Genomic DNA, 24907 nt, shown 5'->3' on the forward strand with positions numbered 1-24907 from the left:
CACCATTCCTCCTACATTAGCGGTGTAATTCAAACTTGTTGTGCAGGGCACGCACGGATTGAACCATGTCTTCCTTCTTCACCAGTACCCAGATGGTCGTGTTGGAATCCGCAGACTGCAGAATTTGGATATGCTCAGAGCTGAGCGCTTCAACAATCCGGGCCATAATCCCCGGTACTCCGTTAATTCCGCCCCCGATGACGGACACCTTGGCACAGCCGGACAGACTCTTCGGCCGCAGCCCAAGCTCCTGAAGCGCGGCGATGGCCTGTTCGGATTTGTCGTCATTAACCGTATATACCGCCTCTGTAGGCGTTACATTGATAAAGTCAACGCTGATGCCGTTGTCGGCCATGCTCTTAAAGATTTGTAATTGCACTCCGGTACCGTTGCCGTCCGGGCATTCCACCGAAATTTGGGTAATGTTGCTGACATAAGCGATACCGGTCACATAGCGGTCGACAATGCCGTGCGACACATCGCTGAAGCCTTCAGGGTGAGTCACCAAAGTACCCTCTCCGTCGGAAAAGGTAGAGCGCACGCGTACCGGAATCTGCGCCTGCATGGCGATCTCCACCGCACGCGGATGGATGACCTTAGCCCCCTGGTAAGCCATATTGCAAATCTCCGTGTAGCTGACATAGGTCAGCGGTTTGGCGTCTTCGACAATGCGCGGGTCGGCGGTCAGGATACCGTCCACGTCAGTGTAAATATCCACAATATCCGCACGCAGCGCTGCACCCAGCGCCGTCGCCGATGTGTCGCTTCCGCCCCGTCCGAGGGTCGTGAAATCGCCGGCTTCCGTCTGGCCCTGGAACCCGGTCACAATGACGACCTTATTCTCGCGCAGCTCACGCATAATCCGGTCGGTCCGCACATCCAGAATCCGCGCGTTGCCGAAGCTGTTGTCCGTGACAAAGCCTGCCTGCGCCCCGGTCAGCACGGTAGAGCGGATTCCCTCCTGCTCCAGAAGGCCGCAGAGCGTCGTCGCGGAGATAATCTCACCGCACGCCATCAGCAGGTCCTTCTCGCGGTCCGGCAGGGCATTGCCGTTCTGTACGGACCAGTCCAGCAAAGTGTCGGTGGCATACGGCTCACCCTTGCGGCCCATAGCCGACACGACGACCACCAGGCTGTAACCGCTGGCCAGCTCGCGTTTGACATGGCGGATGACATGTTCTCTGGCCACCGGTGTGGAGAGTGAGGTACCGCCGAATTTTTGCACCAAAATACCCATGAATAATTCCTCCATAACTTCTCTAAGCCGAAGCGCTGTTCATTTCCGAAGGGCTGTTAAAATATTTCAGGCCGCCCCCAGCAGGGGACGGCGGAAATGAACGAACTATCGCAGCAGCTATATGCTGATACATCTTTATCTATGCTGAATGAAACCGTTCGACGATCATCGGCTGCAGCTGCTTGCCGGAAAGCGCCGCATAGCAGGTCTCGGGTATGAGTTCCATACGCGCCACCAGCGAATTCGGTTTACCCTCGGGATTATCCTGGCCGAACGGCACAAAATAAATATTCTTGGTCACCAGCAGCTTCGCGATGTTGGCTGCATTCAGGCCAAGACCGTCGTTGGTCGAGATCGCAATGACGAGCGGACGCCCGTTGCGCATTTGCGACTTGGCCGCCATCAGCACAGGGCTGTCGGTCATGGCATTGGCCAGTTTGCTCGTGGTATTCCCTGTGCAGGGAGCGATGGCGAGCACATCCAGAAGTTTGGACGGCCCGAGCGGTTCCGCTTCAACAATTGTAGAAATGATATCATTCCCTGTTATTTCTTTCAACTGTTTTAACCAATTTTCCGAGGTCCCGAACCGGGTGTCTGTATTCAGCACCGAAGCCGACACAATCGGCACGACCTTGGCACCGCCGTCCATAAAACGCCGGATTTGCGGCATAACCTCGGCAAAGGTGCAGTGGGAGCCGGTAATTGCATAACCTACTGTTTTTCCGTGCCAATCCATTGAATCAATCCCCCCTGATGATGATCTCTTCCGAGATCGACTGAACCAGCGCGTTGCCCATAATGATTCCGGCACTCTTGGGGGCTACAATGCCCGGAAGACCCGGTGCCAGCATGGCCTTGATGCCGCGCTTCTCCGCATACCGGAAATCGACGCCCCCCGGGGCGGAAGCGAGATCGATAATCACACAATGCCGGGGAATGCGCGAGAGCACCTGGGCGGTGATGATCATGCTCGGTATCGTATTGAAGATGAGATCCACATCCCCCACCTGCTGCAGCAGCTCACCGGTCATGAACGGCCGCCAGCGCATTTCCTCGGCACGGGCATAATGCTCCTGCTTTCGCACTCCCACCTTGACGCTTGAACCGAGCCCCTGCAGCGCCCTCGCCATCGTAAATCCGGTCCTCCCCATTCCCAGCACCATGGAAGTTGCGCCATGAATGGTAAAATCGGTATTTTGAATCGCCATCACCAGTGCGCCTTCCGCCGTAGGGATCGAATTGAGGATTGCCACATCATCCCGGTCGAGCAGCTCCACCAGCTTCAGCGAATATTTGGCGCACAGGTTGCGCAGATAGCTTTTGGCTATACCGGTATATACCGTACAGTTCGGCGGAAGCGCCGCCACGTGTTCTTCCTCCAGCTTCAGCCGTTCACCCGCAAAGAGTGCGCTGATATTGCCCTCCTGATCACAGCCTACGGTCGGCAGCACCAGCACATCCGCTCCGGCCAGCAGCGCTTCCGAGAACGGCTCCAGATTGACCCCGGGACTTGGAGAATCCCACTTCTCGAACCCGGCTGCGCTTACCGTCGCATCCATTTCCACACATTTACGAATCACTTCTATCTGCCTCGCGTCCCCGCCCAGGAACACGATCCTGATGCCAGTAAGCATAGGGATGACGCTCCTTTCCACATAGACAATCGACTATAAAGCATCTTATGCCGGCATGTGCGGATGGGTGAAACGCTGCAGCGGAAAAAGCCGCTGGGCAGATTCGTCACAGATATAAATACAAAGTCGTAATATAGTTCTCTTTATTAGAACAGGCGCGGCCGGGACGGCTGCGGCCGAAGCCACCTTATCACCGTTGCCCACACTGTCTCCACAACCCATTGCCAATTCTGCGGAACAGCCTGCCACCCTGACTCCCGCACAAATGAAAGCCGATCTGGATTGCTTGGTTGCAACGTTAAGCGAAGTACACCCCAAGCCCTCAGCACTATCAATTCCCATAGACATCTCCTATCCAAAAAGGCTTGCAGCACGGCGCTTATCAAGCGCCCGTCTGCAAGCCTTTTTATATACCTGTTCGGGAGTCTATCTCCCGGTATGCCCGAAGCCTCCGGCTCCGCGTTCGGTTTCGGACAGGACGTCAACTTCCGTCAAGGTAACGGCAGGTACGGCCTGGAATACCATCTGGGCGATCCGTTCGCCGCGCACAATCGTAAACGGCTCCTGGCCCAGATTGATTAACAGCACCTTGATTTCACCGCGGTAATCGGCATCAATGGTTCCCGGCGTATTGAGGCAGGTGATGCCATGCTTCAGCGCCAGGCCGCTCCTCGGGCGGATCTGCGCTTCGAGACCGTCCGGCATCGCCAGTGCGATCCCGCTGGGGATCAGCGCCCGCTCGCCCGGAGCAAGCACAACCTCTTCCGCTACAGCCGCGAACAGATCGTAACCTGAGGCTTGCTCGGACATTTTGCGCGGCAGCGGAACATCCTCGTTACCGGGAAGCTTATGAATTTGCACGTAATAAGACAAGATCATCTCTCCTAACATTTGCAATCACTTTATCGGTTGAACCTACCATCGCTGCAGCCAGCGGCTGGGCAAACATATGATCCAGCAGACGGTTGACGTCATCCATTGTCACCTGCTGGATTTTGGCGATCATTTCGTCCAGGGTGTCATGTCTGCCGAGCATCAGCTCGTTCTTGCCGATCCGGTTCATCCGGCTGCTGGTGGATTCCAGACTGAGAATCAGGCTGCCCTTGAGCTGCTCCTTACCCTTGCTGAGTTCGTCCTCGCTCAGGCCCTTGACGGCCAGCTCATGCAGCATTTCCTTGATCAGCTCGGTGACCTCTTTCGTCTGCTTCGGAGCGGTGCCGGCATAGACTGTGAACAGTCCGCTGTCGGCCTGGGCGCTATGGTAGGAATAGACGGAATAAGCCAGGCCGCGTTTCTCGCGGATTTCCTGGAAGAGCCGTGAGCTCATCCCCCCGCCGATGGCATTGTTGAGCAGCACCATCGGATATTGCAGCGGTCCGCCGCTTTCCACGCCCGGAAGAGAGATGCAGATGTGATTCTGCTCGGTCTTCTTGCGGTGGAACACCAGGTTGCCATGGAAATCAGGCGCTGTGAGCGATTCTGCAGAGCCATGGTTGTCAAATGAGCCGAAATGCCGTTCCAACAGCTCCAGCAGACCTTCATTGATATTCCCGGCAACACTGATTACCGTGTTCTCCACGGTGTACCGCTGCTGCATAAACGCGCGAAGATCATCCGGCGTCATCTCCAGCAAACGTTCCTTGAGCCCCAGAATGGTATAGGCCAGCGGATGATCGCCGTAAGCGGCGGCGCACATCAGGTCATGCACCAGGTCATCCGGCGTATCCTCGCACATGGCGATCTCCTCCAGGATGACATTCTTCTCTTTAGCCAGTTCTTCCGCGTCAAAACGCGACCGGAAGAACATATCCGCCAGTACGTCCATGGCAATCGGCAGATGCTCATCCAGCACTTTAGCATAATAGCAGGTATATTCCTTGGCCGTAAAGGCGTTCACATTGCCGCCTATGGCATCAAACTGCTCAGCGATATCCTTGGCGCTGAACCGCTCGGTTCCTTTAAACAGCATGTGCTCAATAAAATGGGAGATTCCGTTGTTAAGCGGATTTTCGTTGCGCGAGCCGTTCTTCACCCAAATTCCAAATGAAACGGACCGTCCGGTGGGAATTGTCTCCGTCACCACCCGCAGGCCGTTTGATAATACGATTTTTTCCAATTCTTCGTCCTCCTGGCATAGCTCTTTTCAGCCCTGCAATTGATACGCATGCTAACTATCCTACCAGAAAAAAACGGCTCACTCAACTTCGCCGGGCAGCACCCGCTCCGCCGACAGCGTCTCACTGACTGTTCCGAGCTGCAGGCCCTTGGCTCTGATTCCGCGAATCATCCCTTGCAGAGCCTGCGAGGAGGAGTCGGTCGGGTGCATCAGGATCAGTGTGCCGGGAGCCGCTTTACTGCTGATCTTCTGTACCAGCGACTCGGGCGACGGATGGCGCCAGTCCACCGTATCGAGCGTCCACAGTACGGTCTTCAGGCCAAGCGATGCAGCGATCTCCACGGTCTCCTGGTCGAAGTCGCCCGAAGGCGGGGCGAACCATTTGTTGTCTACGCCGAGACTCTCTTTCAGGAGCGCCTTCGTCTTCTCGATTTCGGCCGTAGCCCGCGCCCGGCTCAGCGTGCTCATATTGGGGTGCGTGTACGCGTGGTTCTCCAGCTCATGTCCGCGTTTTTGTATCTCCTGCGCCAGCTCGCGGTTCTTCTTCAGCCAGCTGCCGTCCAGAAAAAATGTAGCCTTGACCTTCTCCTGATCCAGAATATCCAGCATCGGCACCAGATACTCGTTACCCCAGGCCACATTGATCATCAGCGAGACCATCGGCTTGCCGGGATTCCCCCGGTAGATCGGCTGCGCACCCAGATCCTCCAGCGAAACCTTCGGTCTAATCTGGCGGACAATCAGCCTCAGACGGTCCTCAGGGCCTTTCAAAAGCGCATGGCGGTACGTCGCCTCCACATCCACCTCAAGCCCGTTATAGCCGGGTACAGCCTTCCATACCCGATCCACGGCAGCATCCACAGGCGCCGCATTCAGCTTGGCTGCCTGATCCTCTATCCGCTTGAGCAGATCAGCGTCCCCGCTCTGCAGTTCGTTCCATACCGCGAGCTCTGTCTGCGGCTTGAGATCCGCCAGCATGTCCTTAATGGGGCCGTCGCTTGAACCCAGGCCGATAACAATGGCCATACAGGCCAGTACAATTGCCGCTTTTTCCGTCTTCATGACGTCCTGCCTCCCCGAAGCAACTAGGGCATCTTCCGCGGGCTGCAGAAGACGCTTTGTCCCAGCCTATGAGTCATGTCCGGAAATTATGCGGCTTGGCCGGAGAATAGGACAGTCGGAGCGAGCCGGCAGATGTCGCGAATGTCCACACATTAAAAAAAGAGCCAGATCGGTAACCGATTCTGTCTCTTCTTCCTACTCTTTTATTCCAGTGGACACATTGCAGTTGGATTTTTAATACATCCTTAGGCTTTTGTGCCGCTTTCTGCAGTAAGCACAGCTTTGCGGGACAGATTGACGCGGCCCTGCTGATCGATTTCGGTTACCTTGACCGTGATCGTATCCCCGATGGCCACCACATCCTCCACTTTGGCTACTCGTTCCGTAGACAGCTGCGAAATATGCACCAGACCGTCTTTACCCGGAATCAGCTCAACAAATGCCCCGAATTTCTCGATCCGTCTGACCGTACCGACATAAATTTCGCCGACCTGGATTTCCTTCACGATGCCTTCGATAATGCTGCGGGCTTTCTGGTTCATTTCTTCATTAGAAGAAGCGATGAATACACGGCCATCCTGCTCGATGTCGATCTTCACGCCGGTTTCTTCAATGATCTTATTGATGATCTTGCCGCCTGCACCGATAACATCACGGATTTTGTCCGGGTTGATGTTCATGATAATGATCTTAGGCGCATACTGCGAGAGGCTCGTTCTTGGAGCAGAGATGGCTTCCATCATCTTGCCGAGAATGTGCATCCGGCCTTCCTTGGCCTGCTGCAGCGCTTCCTGCAGAATCGCACGGTCGATGCCAGCAATCTTGATGTCCATCTGAATCGCCGTAACGCCTTCTGCCGTACCGGCAACCTTGAAGTCCATATCGCCCAGGTGATCTTCCATCCCCTGAATGTCGGTCAGGATCGAGACATGCTCGCCGTCCTTGATCAGACCCATGGCCACACCGGCAACCGGTGCTTTGATCGGCACGCCCGCATCCATCATAGCCAGAGTGCTGGCGCAGATGCTGGCCTGGGAAGTCGAACCATTGGATTCAATGACTTCGGAAACAAGGCGGATCGTATACGGGAACTCGGTCTCGCTTGGAATGACCTTGGACAGCGCCCGCTCGCCCAAGGCGCCATGGCCGATTTCGCGGCGGCCCGGTGCACGGAGCGGACGGGCTTCCCCTACGCTGAACGGCGGGAAGTTGTAATGATGCATGAAGCGCTTCGTCTCGGCCGGATCAATTCCGTCGAGAATCTGCACATCGCCGAGCGCGCCAAGGGTGCAGACGCTGAGCGCCTGGGTTTGTCCACGCGTGAACAGACCGGAGCCGTGGGTACGCGGCAGCAGATTGGTATCGCAATCAATCGGACGGATTTCATCCAGCTTCCGTCCATCCGGACGGATTTTGTCATGGGTAATCAGTCTTCTGACTTCTTCCTTGACGATATCATGCAGAACTTCTTTAACATCGCCCACAAGTTCCGGGGTCTCTATGTATTTCTCCGCGAAATACGAAACCGTCTCGTTGTTCACTTCGTCAATGGCTTCCTGGCGGGCATGCTTCTCGGCGATTCTGACGGCTTCGACCAGACGCGCTTGCGCGAAGTCGCGAACCTCGTTGTTCACTTCGGCATTGACGGCGTGCAGCTTCACTTCCATCTTTTCTTTGCCGGCGATCTGAACCAGCTCTTCAATGGTAGCTACAATCTTGCGGATCTCTTCATGACCGAACATGATCGCTTCCAGCATCACTTCTTCCGGCACCTCGTTGGCTTCCGCTTCTACCATCATAATGGCATCCTTGGTTCCGGCCACGACAAGATACAGGTCACTGGCTTCCTGCTGCGCAACATCCGGGTTAATGACGAATTCACCGGCAATCCGTCCGACAGAGACTCCGCCGATCGGTCCGTCAAACGGAACGTCAGAGATGCTCAGAGCAGCCGAGGTACCGATCATTGCAGCGATATCCGGCGCACAATCCTGATCCACGCTCATCACCAGATTCAGCACCTGTACATCATTACGGAAGCCTTCCGGGAAGAGCGGACGGATTGGCCGGTCGGTCAGACGGCTGGACAGAATCGCTTTTTCGCTGGGACGGCCTTCACGCTTAATGAAACCGCCCGGAATTTTGCCGACGGCATACAGTCTTTCTTCATAATTTACAGTCAGCGGAAAGAAATCAAGATCCTTGGGTTCGCTGGAGGCTGTAACCGTACACAATACGGCAGTATCGCCGTAACGGACCATAACGGCAGCGTTGGCCTGCTTGGCCAGACGGCCGGTTTCCAGCACGAGGCGTCTTCCGCCAAGTTGCATTTCCACACGTTTTTCCATAAAGTCCCTCCTCGGGTGGTGATAGACCACCTATAATTACTTTGCAAGCTATTCAAGCGGTCGAATGAGACAAAGAATACCTGTTTCCGGGGAAGCCAGGCATTGTATTGTAGCATATCATAAAAGAAGAAACGGCTTGTCCAGCACTAATGCAACAGCCGTTTGGTTTCTGTGCTTCTTTAAAAGCAAGTCACTGTTAAAGTTTTCCCTAAATTTTCAAAAAGCAACCCGGCTGTCCCGCTGTACCTCATAATTAAGGACATACGGTATACAACCAGGCTGCTTTAAGGGTCATCTTATGGAAAATTAACGACGCAATCCCAGTTTTTCGATCAGGGCGCTGTAACGACGCACATCTTTGTTCTTCAGATATGCCAGCAGTTTACGACGTTGTCCAACCATCTTCAAGAGTCCGCGACGGGAATGATGATCCTTCTTGTGCGTACGCAAGTGGTCAGTCAAGTTTACGATATTTTCCGTAAGGATAGCAACTTGCACCTCAGGGGATCCTGTATCGGATTCATGAGTTTTGTGCTCGCTGATCAATTGTTGTTTACGTTCTTGAGTCAATGCCATCCTGTTCACCTCCTTCATTATAATCGCCAATGGCCTCGTAACCGTCGGTGAGAACGGGCAACCAAGCCAAGGTTATGATGCTGTCTTTCCAGCAACGTTAATCAGTATAGCATTTCCGCCATCAAAAGTAAACGTCATGTTTATGAATGATAACCGAGCAGCCGCTTGGCGGTTTCCGCATCCTCGGCAATCTGCGCGATCAGCGCATCGATGGAGGGAAACTTGCGTTCCGGGCGGATGAAATCCACCAGCTCCACCCGGAGCTCCTGTCCATAAATGTCTGCGGCAAAATCGAACAGATGCACTTCGAAGCTCGGTGCGCTGACCCCTTCATGAAAGGTCGGCTTCACGCCGACGTTCATGACACCGTGCAAGACGTCCCCGAGGTGATGGACCTTTACGGCGTACACGCCTTTGGCAGGGACCACGTACCGATCTTCGAGCTGCAGATTAGCCGTCGGAAAACCGATGGTCCGTCCGCGCTTCTCGCCGTGGCCGACCGTTCCCCGGAGATGGTAGAAGCGGCCGAACCAGGCGTTGGCCTGCTGCATATCCCCGGCCTGCAGGCTCTTGCGAATGCCTGAGCTGCTGACCTTCTCGCCGGCAAGCAGGTATGGAGGTGTTGTCTCCACTTTCATGACGCCGCCGCCCAGCTCGCGGAGCATATCGGCATCGCCTTCGCCTTTGTATCCGAAGCGGTAGTCAAAGCCGACCACCGCCGTAGAAATCTGCAGCGGGAGCAGCATGCCCGTAACGAAATCCCGAGGGCTGACCCGGGAGAGCTCCGGATTAAATTCAATAATATATAATAGATCGACGCCCATTGCGGCCAGCAGTTCCTGCTTGTCCCGCGGCGGCGTCAAATATCCGTCGTAATCGCCCCGGCCCATCACATCCTTCGGATGGGGATGGAAGGTAATGACTGCCGCAGGCACCCCTTCCCGGCGGGCCAGCGCTACAGCGGTGGAGATGACGCTGGCATGCCCGCGGTGCAGTCCGTCGAACTGCCCGAGCGCGGCCACCTGCGGCTGTGCCCATTGCGCCGTGGTCTCCGGCGGCATTGGATAGCTTAAATTAATCGTTCTCACGCTGCTTCTCACCTACACTTCATAAGTAAAATTACGCTTATGCCTGAGCGAACACCTTCACTGGAGCGATCGCGCCGGCTTCATCCCGTTCATAAATGCCCAGGAATTCTCCCGAAGGATCATACAGCCGGAAATGGCCGCCATTTCCCACTTCTGGCGTAACCGCCCGGAGTGAGAGCCGCTGCCCCTGCAAAGCGGCTTTCTTCTTCTCCTCGGTCACCGTGTGCCGGGGCAAGTGGGCAATCGCCTCATCGGCTGCAATCAGGAAGTCCTGCAGCGTTCCGGCAGCTTTATACTCGGCAATCTGCTCCAGCGTCAGACAACGGCTGGCGGGAATGCCGCCGGACATGGTCCGCGTCAGGCTCACCATCACCCCGGGAAGACCCAGCGCCTTGCCGATATCTACGCAGAGGGTGCGGATATATGTACCCTTGGAGCACTTGACGCGAAAGGTAATATCGGGATAATTGCCACTGTAGACCATCCCGGTCATTTCGATTTCATAAATCTCCACTTCACGGCTTTTGCGTTCCACCGTCTTGCCTTCTCTGGCGAGCTCATAGAGCCGTTTGCCGTCCACCTTCACGGCCGAATACATCGGCGGAACCTGCGAGATGGTGCCCACAAAAGCCTGAAGCACGGCCTGCACCTGGGATTGGTTAACATGCACCTCGTCCACAGACTCGGTAATTGTACCGGTCATGTCCTCTGTATCACTGGACAAGCCCAGCCTCAGGGTTGCCACATATTCCTTTGGAAGCTCCTGGATATATTCGACCACGCGGGTCGCCCGTCCCAGGCAGATCGGGAGTACTCCCGTCACCATCGGGTCCAGCGTTCCCGTGTGGCCAATCCGCTTCATCCCGAGAATCCGCCGCGCCTTGGCCACGACATCATGCGAGGTGAAGCCGGCCGGTTTGTATACGGCGAGGACGCCTGTAAGTTCACTCATAAATGCCGCTTAACCTCCTCGAGCACAAGCGGAATCGCCTGTGCCAGCGGAGCGTCAATCCGCGCCCCTGCAGCCCGCGTATGCCCCCCGCCGCCGAAGACCTGCGCCAAAGCCGCAACATCCACTTTGCCGGCGGAACGCAGGCTGGCTTTTACAGCTTGTCCATTAATCTCTTTAAAAAGGATACCTACCTCAACGCCGCGGATATTGCGCGGATAATTGACGATCCCTTCCAGATCTTCATTCGCCGCCCCGCAATCCACCATATCCTGCGGAGTCACAGACACCCAGGCAATCTGTCCGTCCTCAGACATTTCCAGCGTGCTTAAGGCTCGCTGCAGCACCTTCACCTGGGCCAGCGTCATCTCCTCCAGCAGCGTCTCCGCCAGCAGGGGGCCGTTGACGCCCATGGCCAGCAGTTCAGACACAGCGGCCATTACTTTCGGGGATGTATTGGTATAGCGGAACCCGCCGGTATCCGTCAACAGCCCGGTATAGATGGCGGTGGCGATATTCAGATCCCACTGCACCTGAAACGTCTTCAGCAGGTCGAACAAAATTTCGGCAGTCGCAGCCGCGTCCGGCTTGATCAGCGTGACGGAACCATATCCGTTGTTGGTGGGATGATGATCGATATTAACGATAAGACAGTCATCCGCAAAATAGTTCCGGGTCAACCCGACGCGCTGAAAATCGGCGCAGTCCACACAGATTACATGGCTGAACTTCCGGCTCAATCCGCCATCGGCCATGTTGAGGATCTCGTCGGCATGCCATAGATATTTCATCCGCTGCGGAATCGGCCCCTCGTTCAGCATGGTGTATTTTTTGCCCAGACATGAGAGAAGCCAGCCCACCGCTAGGGTGGAGCTGACTGCATCTCCGTCCGGCTGAACATGCGACACTACAAGGTAATCGTCGTGTTCCAGCAGAAACTCACGGGTCTGCCGGAGACTTTGTTCATAGCTCTGCATTCGCCGTCTCCTTTATTAATCCTGGCGCTCTTCGTTCTTGCCGATTTCACCGAGCAGCTTCTCGATATGACTGCCGTAAGCTACGGATTCATCAAACTTGAAGATCAGCTCCGGTGTATGACGCAGGCGGATCGCTTTTCCCAGCTCGGAGCGGAGAAAGCCGTTCGCTTTCTCAATCGCTTTAAGCGAGGAAGCCTGCTGCTCCGCGTCACCGAAGACGCTCAGGTATACTTTGGCCTGCGACAGATCGCTTGTCACGTCGACGCCGGTCACTGTAACGAACCCGACACGCGGGTCCTTAAGTCCGGTCTGGATGAGCTGGCTGAGCTCTTTCTTGATCTGCTCGCCAACCCGTCCGGCTCTGATTTTGGACATTATGCATTCACCTCTTCGCTTAGCGCTCTACCTTCTCCATGATGAACGCTTCAATGATGTCACCCACTTGGATGTCATTATAGCGTTCCAAAGTTATGCCGCATTCAAACCCTTGCGACACTTCTTTGGCATCGTCTTTATAGCGCTTCAGAGTGTCAACCTTGCCTTCATGCACCACGATACCCCCGCGGATCAGGCGCAGCTCGGCATTGCGGGAAATTTTGCCGTCGATAACCATACAGCCCGCGATGTTGCCCACTTTGCTGATTTTGAAGATATTGCGCACTTCGGCATGACCGATAATATTCTCTTTGAAGACCGGATCGAGCATGCCCTTCATGGCGCTCTCGATTTCTTCAATTACGTTGTAAATGATGTTGTGCAGGCGTACATCCACCTTCTCCTGTTCGGCAGCCGCTTTGGTCTGCGTATCCGGACGAACGTTGAAGCCGATCACAATGGCGTTGGAGGCCGCAGCCAGCGTAATGTCGGATTCGGTAATGGCACCGGCTCCGCTGTGGATTATCTTCACGCGCACGCCTTCCACTTCGATCTTGGCAAGCGAGCCTTTAAGGGCTTCAACCGAACCTTGCACGTCGGCTTTGATAATGACGTTGAGGTCTTTGATCTCGCCTTCCTTGATGTGCTTGAACAGGTCGTCGAGCGTAACCCGGGTATTCGTATTCAGCTCGGATTGACGGTGCGAGATCGAACGGCGGTCGGCGATGGCGCGCGCTTTGCGCTCGTCCTCGAAGGCCATGAACGGATCGCCCGCTCCCGGCACTTCCGTAAGGCCGGTAATTTCCACCGGTGTGGAAGGACCCGCTTCCTTGATCTTGCGGCCTTTGTCGTTGACCATGGCGCGGACGCGGCCGAAGCAGTTGCCGGCTACAAATGCGTCCCCAACCTTCAGCGTACCGTTCTGCACGAGTATGCGGGCAACCGGACCGCGGTTCTTGTCCAGCTCCGCTTCAATGACTGTACCGCGCGCACGCTTGTCTGGGTTGGCTTTGTATTCGTTGACTTCGGCAACCAGCAGAATCATTTCCAGCAGCTCTTCCAGATTGATGCGCTGCTTCGCGGACAGGTTAACGAAGATCGTATCGCCGCCCCACTCTTCCGGTACCAGCTCATAGTTGGTCAGTTCCTGCTTGACACGGTCCGGATCGGCGCCCGGTTTATCGATTTTGTTGACAGCGACAATGATCGGCAGAGCAGCAGCCTTGGCATGGTTGATCGCTTCCACCGTCTGCGGCATTACGCCGTCATCAGCTGCAACCACGATAATTGTCATGTCGGTTACTTGCGCACCGCGCGCACGCATGGCGGTAAACGCTTCGTGGCCCGGAGTATCGAGGAAGGTGATCTTCTTGTTGTTGATCTCCACCTGATAGGCACCGATATGCTGGGTAATGCCGCCGGCTTCTCCGCCGGTTACATTCGTGGAACGGATAGCGTCAAGCAGTGTGGTTTTACCATGGTCAACGTGACCCATGATCGTTACTACCGGAGGACGGGACTGCAGCTCCTCCTCGGAGTCATTCTCTTCCACATTCTCAAAGGTGTCCTCGTCGACCGGAATCTTCACTTCCACCTCTACGCCGAATTCGCCGGCAAGCAGTTGAATGGTCTCGATGTCCAGCTCCTGGTTGATGGTTGCCATTACGCCCATCAGGATCAGCTTCTTGATTACTTCCGAAGCATCTTTATGGAGCAGCTTGGCGGTCTCGCCGACCGTCATATTGCCGCGCACAATAATCTTCTTCGGTGTATTGTCGATCTTCTCGCGGCGCTCAGTCTGCTGCTGGTTTCTGCCGCGGTTATTCTTATTATTGCCCGGACGGCCGCGGAAGTTGTTGCCGCCTTTGCCGTCTTCGAACCGCTTCTGGTTTCCGTTGCCCGCTCTGCCGCCGGGCACATTCTTCTTCTGGTTGCGGTCGCCGCCGCGCGAGAAGTCCTGCGCCGGCTGGCCGCCGCGTCCATCGTTGCGGGGAGCGCTGCTTTGCGGACGGTCATTGCTGCGCGACGGGCCGCCTTGACCCTGCGGACGTCCGCCCTGCGAGCCTTGCGGACGGTTGCCGCCGCCTTGCTGTCCACCCTGCGGACGGTTGCCGCCACCTTGGCCGCCCTGCGGGCGGTTGCCGCCTTGGGAACCTTGTGGACGGTTGCCGCCGCCTTGGCCGCCCTGCGGACGGTTGCCGCCTTGCGAGCTGCCTTGCGGACGGTTGCCGCCTTGCGGGCGGTTTCCTCCTTGCGAACTTCCTTGCGGACGGGAATTCTGTCCGTTTCCTGATGGTCGGCGGGAATCTTGTCCGCTCTGTGGCCTTTGTGACGTTGTCGATTGGTTGTTGTTATGGTTACTGTTCATACCTACCTGCTTTTCCGATTGTATTTTGTTGGCATTTTGCGGCTCTGCAGTTGCATGCACTGCAGTTGGACGGCTGCTGGCACCGCCCTCCCGCTTGGCTGCCGCGTTCGATTTAATGTCCTTGAAGAATTGTTCCACTTTGGATACGGAGTCGTTCTCCATCACACTCATATGGTTATTCACAGGAACATTCAAACGCTTCAGAATAGTAATAATTTCTTTGCTGCTCATGTTCAGCGATTTTGCATATTCATACACGCGCAGTTTATCTTTGTTATCTTCTTTAGTCAATAACTCCACCTCCGACTGTATCTCCGAACGCCTTGGAGACCATTTCCGCGAATCCTTTGTCCGTAACGGCCAGCACTACGCGCTGGTCTTTACCAATGCTTGCACCGAGCTCATCCCGGTCAGATGCGATGACTAGTGGAATATCGTATGTTCCGCATTTATCGCGAAACTTTTTTTGGGTATTATCTGAAGCGTCACCTGCTAAAACGACCAGCTTCGCTTCCGATGAACGTACGGCTTTCAGTACGCTCTCGTCGCCGGTGACAATCTTGCCTGCCCTCATGGCAAGCCCTAAATAAGATAGCGCCTTACTCATCTTCCTCACGATCCTTCGCCGCCAGAAATTCATCCTCCACAGAAGCAAAATCTCTGATTAGCTGGGCGTAAATCTCCGGACTGACCTGGCATTTCAAAGCACGGTCCAGCGCTTTACTCTTCTGGGCCAGCTTGAAATATTCCAGTTTGCCGCAGATATAGGCCCCCCGTCCCGACTTTTTGCCGGTCAGGTCAATCATGACTTCGCCTTCAGGAGTTCTGACCACACGGATCAGCTCTTTCTTCGGCATCATTTCTTGGCTGGCCACGCATTTGCGCAGCGGCACCTTTCTTTGTTTCACCATGGTAAACGCCTCCCGTCCATAATCCTCAAATTAGTCGATGGAGACGGAATCCTGATGCATTTCATCATTGGAAGAGATCGGTCTGCCGAACTCCTGCTCGGCCTGGGTCTCGCTCTTAATGTCGATCTTCCAGCCGGTCAGCTTGGCGGCAAGACGGGCGTTCTGACCCTTGATGCCAATGGCGAGCGACAACTGATAGTCAGGCACAATAACCCGGGCCATCTTCTCAGCTTCAAACACCTGTACCTCCAGCACCTTGGACGGGCTGAGCGCGTTCGCCACATACTCTTCCACCGACTCCGAATAACGGACGATATCAATCTTCTCGCCGCGCAGTTCAGTAACAATAGTCTGTACCCGTGTTCCTCTCGGACCGACGCAGGAACCTACCGGATCCACTTCGGGATTACGGGAGTATACAGCGATCTTGGAACGGAACCCGGCTTCACGGGCAACCGAGCGGATCTCCACCACTCCGTCGAAAATTTCCGGAACCTCCAGCTCAAACAACCGCTTGAGCAGACCCGGATGGCTGCGGGACAGCAAGATCTGCGGGCCTTTGGTTGTGTTCTCCACCTTGGTAATATACGCTTTGATCCGTTCAGCCTGTTTGAACTTCTCGCCGGGCATTAGCTCCGTGAGCGGCAGAACGGCCTCGATCTTGCCGAGATCCACATAGATGTTGCGCAGATCCTGGCGCTGGACAAGGCCAGTTACGATATCTTCTTCCTTGTCGATAAAAGCGTTATAGATGAGTCCGCGTTCCGCTTCGCGGATACGCTGGGTCACCACCTGCTTGGCGGTCTGGGCGGCAATCCGCCCGAAGTCGCGCGGCGTAACCTCAAGCTCGGCCACATCCTCCAACTGGAAATGCGGGTTAATCTCTCTGGCCGCCGTCAGCGAAATTTCGGTACGGGAATCCAGCACCTCTTCGACGATCAGCTTACGGGCGAACACCTTGATGACGCCGGTATTGCGGTTCATATCGACGCGCACGTTCTGCGCCGCATTAAAATTACGTTTATAGCTGGAGATCAGCGCAGCTTCGATGGCTTCAAACAGCACATCCTTGCTGATGCCCTTCTCCCTTTCCAGTTCATTCATAGCTTCAATAAAATCCATACTCATGAAATTCCGGTCCCCCTTTCAAGACATCAAAAAATAATGGCCAATCTCGCGCTGGCGACTTTGGCATACGGCACCACATGTTCTTTTTTGCCCGCGGAGATGAGCAGTTCCTCATTCTCGAACGAAAGCAAACGGCCCTCGAATTCCTTCAGGCCGGAAACAGGCTCATAGGTTGTCACATATACGTCCTTGCCCACCGCCTTGGCGACATCGGCAGCCTTCTTCAGCGGACGCTCCGCGCCGGGCGAGGATACTTCAAGGAAATAGGCCTCCGGAATCGGATCATTCTCATCCAGCCGCGCGCTGAGATATTCGCTGATGGCGCCGCAGTCATCGATGTCAATGCCGCCTTCCTTGTCCACGAATATGCGCAGGAACCAGCTCGAGCCTTCCTTAACGTACTCCACGTCAACCAGTTCAAAACCATTCTCCTCGAGATAGGAGCCGAGCATTTGCTCTACCGTTTGTTTAATTTTGGATTTGGGTGTGCTCAAAAGAAAATTACCTCCACGAACTTGTCTTTTGCTATATACCAAAGATAAAGAGTGGGTTTCCCCACTCTTTACACAACGGACTTATCTCATTATTACCAAAAAAATTATACCATAGTGCTCCCGGACTGACAAGTGCCGGCCCTTGACGAAGGCGATTAACACCCCATTACGGCGCATCACCAGCCACTTGAATCCCCGCAAAGTACCTGAGCAAGCTCCGGAGAGATCGCTCCACTTTGTGGCCATGCATTCCGGGGTCCCCGCAAAGTACCTGAATAGCCTTCGAAGCTACACTTCACCTTGTGGGGTCAGAATAGCGATAGCTGATTGCTCTCCGGCAAGCCGCGGAAGCAGCCCATGCCTGTCAGCAGCTCGATAATGGTCTTACTTGCCTTGGATTTCTGCTGGAAGTCCTCAATGGACAGGAATTCTCCGGCGTCCTTGGCGGCGGCGATATTAATCGCCGCATTCTCACCGATACCGGCCAGTGCCGAGAACGGCGGAATCAGGCTGGTGCCATCCACAGTAAAGCGCGTCGCCTGCGAGCGGTACAGATCGATGTTCTTGAACGTGAAACCGCGCGCCGTCATTTCCAGTGCCATCTCGAGAATCGGCAGCAGCGCCTTCTCCTTCGGCTGGGCCGAGAAGCCCTTACCCTCGATTTCGACAATCTGGCGGAAAATGGCGTCATAGCCCTGGCAGCACAATTCGATGTCGAAATCAGCCGCACGGACCGAGAAGTAAGTCGCATAAAACTCAATCGGATGATACAGCTTGAAGTAAGCGGTACGCACCGCGGAGATGACATAGGCCGCCGCATGCGCCTTCGGGAACATGTACTGGATTTTGAGGCAGGAGTCAATGTACCACTGCGGCACCTTGCACTTCTTCATCTCTTCAATCCATTCGTCACTGAGACCCTTGCCCTTACGCACGCTCTCTGTAATTTTAAACGCGAGACCCGCATCCATACCCGCTTTATAAATCAGATAAAGCATAATATCGTCACGACAGCCGATAACTGTCTTAATGTTGCATGTATTATTCTTGATCAGCTCCTGCGCATTCCCGAGCCAGACGCCCGTTCCGTGCGACAGGCCGGAAATCTGCAGCAGGTCGGCAAAGCTCGACGGCTTCGATTCGATCAGCATCTGCCGGACGAACTTCGTCCCCATCTCGGGAACCCCGTAGGTGGCAACAGGTGTACGAATCTGCTCAGGTCTCACTCCCAGCGCCTCGGTCGAGTTGAACATGCTCATCACCTTGGGATCATTCATCGGGATGGTTGTCGGGTCGACGCCCGTCAAATCCTGCAGCATCCGCATCATGGTCGGATCGTCGTGTCCCAGAATATCGAGCTTGAGCAGGTTCGCATCGAAGGCGTGATAGTCAAAATGCGTCGTCTTCCACTCGGCGTTCACATCGTCAGCCGGATATTGTACCGGGGTGATATCTTCCACCTCAATATAATCCGGAACGACCACGATACCGCCCGGATGCTGGCCGGTACTGCGCTTAACCCCGGTACAGCCGGCAGCCAGGCGGTTCAGCTCGGCACCGCGCCAATGCTTCTGGTGGTGCTCCTCATATTTCTTGGCGAAGCCGAAGGCCGTCTTCTCGGCTACCGTACCTATAGTTCCCGCACGGTATACATTGTCTTCACCAAACATGGTTTTGGTGAAATTGTGGGCCTGCGGCTGATATTCCCCGGAGAAGTTAAGATCGATATCGGGAACCTTATCGCCCTTAAAGCCCAGGAAGGTCTCGAACGGAATATCCTGTCCTTCCCCCTTCAGCTTGCCGCCGCAATCCGGACAATTCTTGTCCGGCAGGTCGAATCCGCTCGGCACGCTGCCGTCCAGGAACCATTCACTGTGTTTGCATTCCGGATTGCGGCAGATGTAATGGGCCGGGAGCGGGTTGACCTCGGAAATGCCGAGGAAAGTCGCCACGACAGATGAACCGACGGAACCACGGGAACCGACCAGATAGCCGTCGCGGTTCGATTTTTTGACCAGGCGTTCGGAAATCAGGTAGTTGGCGGAGAAGCCGTATTTGATAATCGGCGCCAGCTCCTTCTCCAGACGGGCTACTACCACCTCCGGCAATTCCTCGCCGTAAATGGATTTAGCCGTATCGTAGCAGGTCTGGCGGATCTCTTCGTCGGCCCCTTCCAGATTCGGGGTAAAGAGCTTGCTCGGGAACAGCTCATAGTCCTCGAACCGTTCGGCTAGCGCTACGGTGTTGGTCACTACGACTTCCATCGCTTTGTCCGCGCCGAGGAATCCAAATTCCTCCAGCATCTCATCCGTCGTCCGGAAATGGGCATCCGGCTTGCGCTGGTCCTTCAGCGGGCTGAAGCCCGTAATTCCGTGAATGGTAATGTCGCGGAACATCTTGTCGCGGGGCTCCAGATAATGCACATTCCCTGTGGCAATGACCGGCTTGTTCATCCGTTCGCCAATCTCACATATTTTGCGTACAACATCCCGCAGATCTTCCGCTGTTGCCACGAAGCCCTTATCCACAAGATGCATATACATTGTCAGTGGCTGGATCTCCAGCACATCGTAGAATTCAGCTACTTCAATGGCTTCTTCCACCGTTTTGTTGAGGACGGCTTCAAAGAATTCGCCGCGCTCGCAGCCCGAAATGACCAGCAGGCCTTCCCGGTGCTGCTCCAGCTTCGATTTCGGAATACAGGGAACCTTTTTGAAAAACTCTGTATGCGACATGGAAATCAGCTTGTACAGATTCTTCTTGCCCACTTCATTGAGGGCGTACACACCGCAGTGGAACGGGCGGACATTCGACAGGTCATTGCCGGCATAGTCGTTCATCTGATCCAGCCGGGTGATGCCCTTCAGCTTCTCGGCGTCGGACAGAAGGCCGGTCAGAATGCCGCCGAGCGCCACGGTATCGTCTACTGCACGGTGATGGCTCTCCAGCAGCACTTTATATTTATCGGCCAGCGTATTCAGCCTGTGGTTCTTCATGGAAGGAAACAAGAGGCGTGCCAGCTCAAGTGTATCGAGTGCCGGATTGGGCAATGTAGGCATGCCGTGCTTCACCAGCATCGCCTGGATAAAGCCCATATCGAAATTGGCGTTATGCGCCACCAGGATACTGTCCCCGATAAATTCCACAAAGCGCTTCAGCACCGGCTCCAGATCCGGAGCGTCCTTGACCATCTCGTCGGTAATATTGGTCAGCTGCTGAATGTGGTACGGTATTTTTTCATGCGGATTGACAAAGGTTGTATACCGCTCCAGCTCGGAGCCCTCGCGGTATTTAACCGCAGCCAGCTCCGTAATGTTGTTGCGGGTAATGGACAGGCCGGTGGTCTCGATGTCAAAGACAACGAATGTGGCCGTCTTCAGATCAATCGGCTGCGCATTCTCCACGACACTGACGGAATCGTTGACGATGTTCGCTTCGACGCCGTACAGCATCTTGATCTTGTTCTTGTGCGCGGCATGATTCGCTTCCGGAAAGCTCTGCACCACGCCGTGGTCAGTTACAGCTATCGCCGGGTGGCCCCATTTGGCCGCCGTTTTGACATAAGCATCGATCGGCGTGACCGCATCCATTGTGCTCATTGTCGTATGCAGGTGGAATTCTACCCGTTTCTGTTTGGCGTTATCTTTGCGTGCCGGCGGTGCGGTAACCTCGCTGAGATCCGAAGGGATCATCACCAGCTCCGGAATCTGCATGAACCGGTCGTATTCCACTTTGCCGCGAACCTTGACCCACTTGCCGTTGGCGAGCTGGCCCATAATTTTCAAGTCTTCTTTGGTCTTGGCAAACATCTTCATCTGCAGCGAGTCTGTAAAGTCGGTGATATAGTAGGTGAACAGCGTATTGCCGTTGCGCAGCTCCTTGCTCTCCAGTCCGAAAATGGTACCCTGAACCGTAATTTTCTTCTCTTCGTCCTGAATTTGCACAATCGGCACCGGCGGCTCTTTGATATCGTAACCGACCTGCAATTTAATGACCTCGTTCGGGTCAACTTCCTCCGCAGGCTCCTCCGGCTCGCTGGCCAGCATCATCAGTTCAACCAGTTCACGCTGCTCCTGCTGCAGCTTCTGCTGGAACTCTTCATAAGCCTCCGCTTTACTGCTCTCGTTGTCGGCGATTTGCAGCTTGACCTTGAGCGGCAAGGCGAAGAACCTGTTATAAAATGCCGTAACCGCGCCTTCGATGCCTTTCTTGCGGGCAAGCTCCAAGGCCATTGAATCGCTCAGGCTAAGCACCAGCGTCTCGCCCTGCAATTCCTGGCCGGACCGGGTCAGCCAGCCGTTGACCGAAGGAATTTCCCGCTGCACCCACTCCAGGAACAGGCCCCAATATTCATACACGATATCCGCGCGGCTGATCTTCCCATCATATTGAAACAAGAAGCTGACTTTGGCGATGTGTTGCAGCTTCTCGCGTACTTTCAGACAAAAGGTCCGGTACATCTGAGCCGGAACCAGACTTTCTTTGGCAATGACAATATGCCAATCGCGGTTGCCGCGGCTGATCTCAACTCTTTCAATCACACCATCCAAAAAGTAGGGATCGATAACCGCCGGCGGAATCTCCGCCTGCTTCATCAGCAGTTCAAATCGTTTTCTTCTCTCCAAGTTCTGTTCCATGCCTCCCCCACCTTACTTGCGCATAGATCAATCTATAAAATTTTAACATGATAGAACCCAGAGTGCCATGAGAAAAAGCTTCCGGTAAGCAAAACGCCCGGGTTGTTAAGGCCCGCCGACTTTACTCGCCAGAAGCTGAAATGGATACAGCAGATATAGTCAGGCGGATTAATACGCCTTGGCAAATACTACGGTATGAGCAGCAGGCTTGCCGCAGCAAATACAGGTGTCTTTGGTCTCAGCCGGTTCAAACGGGATGTTGCGGCTGCCCGCACCCGTTTCTTCCTTGATGCCGGACTCGCACTCCTCGGAGCCGCACCAGCCGGCCAGGGCGAAACCGCGTTTCTCTTCCATCAGGCTCTTCATCTCTTCCAGCGTGTCCACGGAATAGAAGTGCTCCTCACGGAATTTCAGCGCACGCTCGAACATTTCATTGTGGACCTGCTCCAGCATCGCCTGGACCTCTTCGACCAGGTTCTCCTGCTGGATGACCTTCTTCTCGCCGGAAATGCGGGAGACGAGTACGCATACGCCGTTCTCCATGTCACGCGGGCCCAGCTCCAGACGGATAGGCACGCCGCGCATTTCATATTCGTTGAACTTCCAGCCCGGCGTTACATCGGCACGGTCGTCGACGCGTACGCGCACGCCGGCGTCTTTCAACTGCTTGAAAAGTTCATCGGTACGGGCAATGACGGCATCACGGGTCTTCGGCGGACCAATTGGAATCATGATAACCTGGGTTGGGGCCACCTTCGGCGGCAGTGCCAGTCCGCGGTCATCTCCATGCACCATGATCAGCGAGCCAATCAGGCGTGTCGTGGAGCCCCAGGAGGTGGTGTGCACGTACTCCAGCACATTTTCCCGGCTCAAATACTGGATGTCAAAAGCGACAGCAAACTTGGTGCCGAGATAATGCGAGGTCGCCGCCTGGACAGCCCGTCCATCCTTCATCATTGCTTCAATGGAATAAGTATCCACTGCACCGGCAAACCGTTCGGAAGGTGTCTTCTGCCCGGTGATGACCGGGATCGCGAGATAGCTCTCAACGAAATCACGGTAGTTCTCCAGCATCCGCATTGTTTCTTCGCGCGCCTCTTCTTCGGTCTCATGCGCCGTATGGCCTTCCTGCCAGAGGAATTCCGTTGTGCGGATAAATGGAAGCGTCCGTTTCTCCCAGCGGACCACATTAGCCCACTGGTTAATCAGCACAGGCAGATCGCGGTAGGATTGAATCCATTTCGAGTACATATGGCCAAACATCGTCTCCGAAGTCGGACGGACGGCCAGACGCTCTTCCAGAACGTCGCCGCCGGCTTCCGTTACCCATGGGAGTTCAGGGTTAAAGCCTTCTACATGCTCTTTTTCCTTCTGGAAAAAGCTCTCCGGAATAAACACCGGGAAGTAAGCATTACGGTGGCCGGTCGCCTTCAGGCGGCGGTTCATTTCCTCCTGAATATGCTCCCAGATCTCGTAGCCTTCCGGCTTGAACACGATACAGCCGCGGACCGGGGAATAATCCATCAGATCCCCTTTTTTGATTACATCAATATACCAGCGTGAGAAATCCTCGCTTTGCGGCGTGATCTCGGTCACGAATTGCTTGTCTTTTGCCATTGGCGAATCCTCCCAAACAGCCCCACAAAGTGAGGCAGTTGCTTCGTAGTTTATTCAAGTACTTTGCGGAGACCCCGACCCTCCCCGCAAAGTGAGGCGGTTGCTGCGCTTAACCGGAAATCAGCCGCAGAATATCATTGTAGGTTACGGCGATCATCACCAGGAACAGCAGCGCAAAGCCCACAAAGTGCACCATGCCTTCATGTCCCGGATCGACCGGCTTGCCGCGCAGAGCCTCGACACCGAGGAACACGAGCCGGCTTCCGTCCAGCGCCGGAATAGGCAGCAGGTTAAAGATGCCAAGGTACAGACTGAGTATAGCTGCCCAATAGGTCAGATATTCAATCCCCTGCTGGGCGATCTGGCCGGTCATCTTGGCTGTGCCTACAGGTCCGGAAATGTCATCCATGTTAAAGTTGTTGATCAACTGCTTGAAGCCGGTGAAGATCAGCTCGGTCGTTTCGACCATCGCTGTTCCGGACAAGGTGATGGTTTCTGCAAAGCCGGCCTTGCGGGTCGGCAGCTCGGTCGTAATCCCCACCTTGCCTCCTTCTTCCCCTTCCATACTGCGCGGGGTCATCGTGACGTTGATTGTCTCGTCGCCGCGCTTGAGCACCCAATCCATCGGTTTGCCTTTGGAGACAGAGGTCATGGAGATCATCTTCTCATAATCTCCCCCGATCGCTTCCCCGTTGATGGACATTACGATATCCCCGGACTTAAGACCGGCTTCCTCCGCAGGCATTCCGGCACTGACATCCCCGATCTTCACATAGGTCGGATTCTCGATGGCAATACCGGCCATCTGCAAATGAAGCGCAAACAGCACAAAGGCGAGCAGGAAATTCATGACCGGACCGGCCACGATTGCCAATGCGCGCTGACCGACCGTCTTGCTGCCGAATTGGCGGTCTTTAGGGGCAATCTGTGTCTGCTGATTCCCCTTAATCATCATGGCCTGCGGGTGAACATCGTAGGTGATAACCTCTCCGTCCACATCAAGCCTGATCTTCAGATCATTCTCCAGATCGGTATACTGTGCTTCCCCGCGAATGACATTCCGGCGGGTATCGAGCATATCGAGATAGATGTTCTTGATCTTGTTGTCCTGGCCCAGTCTAACCGCAATGGTCTGTCCCGGACCAATCTCAATAATTTCGGGATCTTCTCCCGCCATACGTGCGTAGCCGCCAAAGGGCAGCAGGCGAAGCGTAAACTGGGTTTCATTGCGTTTATAGGAAAACAGTTTCGGACCGAAACCGATGGCAAATTCCCGTACAAGGATGCCGGCGCGTTTGGCGAAAAAATAATGTCCCCATTCATGCACCGTCACCAGAACAAAGAACATAAGCACCGTCAAAAAGACGACTCTTACCATTTCCATGCGTAA

The 24907-nt window shown here is 54.9% G+C and carries 20 protein-coding genes; all 20 read right to left on the minus strand.

Translation table 11 applies throughout. The features are described 5' to 3' along the window. Positions 1–16: 16 nt before the first annotated feature. The 20 genes from dapG to rseP all read right to left on the minus strand — a co-directional run bounded on the left by dapG (position 17) and on the right by rseP (position 24901). The gene (gene dapG / locus F1381_RS11880; protein ID WP_151735076.1) at positions 17–1237 is read right to left on the minus strand and encodes an aspartate kinase; all 1221 of its coding nucleotides are present in this window, start codon (positions 1235–1237) and stop codon (positions 17–19) included. 139 nt (positions 1238–1376) lie between these two features. Beyond that, entirely contained in the window at positions 1377–1973 is a 597-nt protein-coding gene (locus F1381_RS11885; protein WP_151735077.1) for a dipicolinate synthase subunit B, read from the minus strand. 4 nt (positions 1974–1977) lie between these two features. After that, on the minus strand, positions 1978–2871 hold the full coding sequence (gene dpsA, locus F1381_RS11890) for a dipicolinate synthase subunit DpsA (RefSeq protein WP_151735078.1): 894 nt from the start codon (positions 2869–2871) through the stop codon (positions 1978–1980). 426 nt (positions 2872–3297) lie between these two features. Further along, the gene (dut, locus tag F1381_RS11895; RefSeq protein WP_187355308.1) at positions 3298–3744 is read right to left on the minus strand and encodes a dUTP diphosphatase; all 447 of its coding nucleotides are present in this window, start codon (positions 3742–3744) and stop codon (positions 3298–3300) included. After that, positions 3719–4987, minus strand: coding sequence for a M16 family metallopeptidase (locus tag F1381_RS11900; RefSeq protein ID WP_151735080.1), 1269 nt, complete (start codon positions 4985–4987; stop codon positions 3719–3721). Before F1381_RS11900 ends, dut begins: the two co-directional genes overlap by 26 nt. A gap of 78 nt (positions 4988–5065) precedes the next feature. Continuing rightward, positions 5066–6049 carry a polysaccharide deacetylase family protein gene (locus tag F1381_RS11905; protein WP_151735081.1) on the minus strand — a complete coding sequence of 328 codons (984 nt, stop codon included), beginning with the start codon at positions 6047–6049 and terminating at the stop codon, positions 5066–5068. A gap of 245 nt (positions 6050–6294) precedes the next feature. After that, positions 6295–8397: a polyribonucleotide nucleotidyltransferase gene (pnp, locus tag F1381_RS11910; protein WP_151735082.1), complete on the minus strand. Its 2103-nt coding sequence runs from the start codon at positions 8395–8397 to the stop codon at positions 6295–6297. Positions 8398–8703: 306 nt separating this feature from the next. Continuing rightward, a complete protein-coding gene (gene rpsO / locus F1381_RS11915) occupies positions 8704–8973 on the minus strand; it encodes a 30S ribosomal protein S15 (protein ID WP_151735083.1) in 270 nt (89 codons plus the stop codon). 140 nt (positions 8974–9113) lie between these two features. Then, entirely contained in the window at positions 9114–10061 is a 948-nt protein-coding gene (locus tag F1381_RS11920; protein ID WP_151735084.1) for a bifunctional riboflavin kinase/FAD synthetase, read from the minus strand. 37 nt (positions 10062–10098) lie between these two features. Beyond that, entirely contained in the window at positions 10099–11013 is a 915-nt protein-coding gene (gene truB / locus F1381_RS11925; protein WP_151735085.1) for a tRNA pseudouridine(55) synthase TruB, read from the minus strand. Further along, a complete protein-coding gene (locus tag F1381_RS11930) occupies positions 11010–11987 on the minus strand; it encodes a DHH family phosphoesterase (RefSeq protein WP_151735086.1) in 978 nt (325 codons plus the stop codon). Before F1381_RS11930 ends, truB begins: the two co-directional genes overlap by 4 nt. A gap of 15 nt (positions 11988–12002) precedes the next feature. After that, on the minus strand, positions 12003–12362 hold the full coding sequence (gene rbfA / locus F1381_RS11935; RefSeq protein WP_151735087.1) for a 30S ribosome-binding factor RbfA: 360 nt from the start codon (positions 12360–12362) through the stop codon (positions 12003–12005). A gap of 19 nt (positions 12363–12381) precedes the next feature. Next, positions 12382–15021 (minus strand): translation initiation factor IF-2, encoded by a 2640-nt coding sequence (infB, locus tag F1381_RS11940; protein ID WP_151735088.1) that lies wholly within the window; start codon positions 15019–15021, stop codon positions 12382–12384. Continuing rightward, on the minus strand, positions 15014–15337 hold the full coding sequence (locus F1381_RS11945; protein ID WP_187355309.1) for a YlxQ family RNA-binding protein: 324 nt from the start codon (positions 15335–15337) through the stop codon (positions 15014–15016). Before F1381_RS11945 ends, infB begins: the two co-directional genes overlap by 8 nt. Further along, positions 15330–15638 carry an RNase P modulator RnpM gene (gene rnpM / locus F1381_RS11950; RefSeq protein ID WP_151735283.1) on the minus strand — a complete coding sequence of 103 codons (309 nt, stop codon included), beginning with the start codon at positions 15636–15638 and terminating at the stop codon, positions 15330–15332. Before rnpM ends, F1381_RS11945 begins: the two co-directional genes overlap by 8 nt. 33 nt (positions 15639–15671) lie before the next feature. Next, a complete protein-coding gene (nusA, locus tag F1381_RS11955; RefSeq protein WP_151735090.1) occupies positions 15672–16769 on the minus strand; it encodes a transcription termination factor NusA in 1098 nt (365 codons plus the stop codon). Between the two features lie 26 nt (positions 16770–16795). Further along, the gene (gene rimP / locus F1381_RS11960; protein WP_151735091.1) at positions 16796–17263 is read right to left on the minus strand and encodes a ribosome maturation factor RimP; all 468 of its coding nucleotides are present in this window, start codon (positions 17261–17263) and stop codon (positions 16796–16798) included. A gap of 308 nt (positions 17264–17571) precedes the next feature. After that, entirely contained in the window at positions 17572–21900 is a 4329-nt protein-coding gene (locus F1381_RS11965; protein ID WP_151735092.1) for a PolC-type DNA polymerase III, read from the minus strand. A gap of 168 nt (positions 21901–22068) precedes the next feature. Then, on the minus strand, positions 22069–23517 hold the full coding sequence (proS, locus tag F1381_RS11970; RefSeq protein ID WP_151735093.1) for a proline--tRNA ligase: 1449 nt from the start codon (positions 23515–23517) through the stop codon (positions 22069–22071). 109 nt (positions 23518–23626) lie between these two features. Then, a complete protein-coding gene (rseP, locus tag F1381_RS11975; protein ID WP_151735094.1) occupies positions 23627–24901 on the minus strand; it encodes an RIP metalloprotease RseP in 1275 nt (424 codons plus the stop codon). Positions 24902–24907 lie beyond the last annotated feature (6 nt).

The sequence above is a fragment of the Paenibacillus tengchongensis genome (assembly GCF_008973665.1).
Taxonomy (GTDB): domain Bacteria; phylum Bacillota; class Bacilli; order Paenibacillales; family Paenibacillaceae; genus Paenibacillus_AQ; species Paenibacillus_AQ tengchongensis.

Coding starts and splice junctions, on each gene's coding strand:
- dapG (WP_151735076.1), bottom strand. CDS start 1,237: ATGGGTATTTTGGTGCAAAAATTCGGCGGTACCTCACTCTCCACACCG.
- F1381_RS11885 (WP_151735077.1), bottom strand. CDS start 1,973: ATGGATTGGCACGGAAAAACAGTAGGTTATGCAATTACCGGCTCCCAC.
- dpsA (WP_151735078.1), bottom strand. CDS start 2,871: ATGCTTACTGGCATCAGGATCGTGTTCCTGGGCGGGGACGCGAGGCAG.
- F1381_RS11905 (WP_151735081.1), bottom strand. CDS start 6,049: ATGAAGACGGAAAAAGCGGCAATTGTACTGGCCTGTATGGCCATTGTT.
- pnp (WP_151735082.1), bottom strand. CDS start 8,397: ATGGAAAAACGTGTGGAAATGCAACTTGGCGGAAGACGCCTCGTGCTG.
- rpsO (WP_151735083.1), bottom strand. CDS start 8,973: ATGGCATTGACTCAAGAACGTAAACAACAATTGATCAGCGAGCACAAA.
- truB (WP_151735085.1), bottom strand. CDS start 11,013: ATGAGTGAACTTACAGGCGTCCTCGCCGTATACAAACCGGCCGGCTTC.
- F1381_RS11930 (WP_151735086.1), bottom strand. CDS start 11,987: ATGCAGAGCTATGAACAAAGTCTCCGGCAGACCCGTGAGTTTCTGCTG.
- rbfA (WP_151735087.1), bottom strand. CDS start 12,362: ATGTCCAAAATCAGAGCCGGACGGGTTGGCGAGCAGATCAAGAAAGAG.
- F1381_RS11945 (WP_187355309.1), bottom strand. CDS start 15,337: ATGAGTAAGGCGCTATCTTATTTAGGGCTTGCCATGAGGGCAGGCAAG.
- nusA (WP_151735090.1), bottom strand. CDS start 16,769: ATGAGTATGGATTTTATTGAAGCTATGAATGAACTGGAAAGGGAGAAG.
- F1381_RS11965 (WP_151735092.1), bottom strand. CDS start 21,900: ATGGAACAGAACTTGGAGAGAAGAAAACGATTTGAACTGCTGATGAAG.
- proS (WP_151735093.1), bottom strand. CDS start 23,517: ATGGCAAAAGACAAGCAATTCGTGACCGAGATCACGCCGCAAAGCGAG.
- rseP (WP_151735094.1), bottom strand. CDS start 24,901: ATGGAAATGGTAAGAGTCGTCTTTTTGACGGTGCTTATGTTCTTTGTT.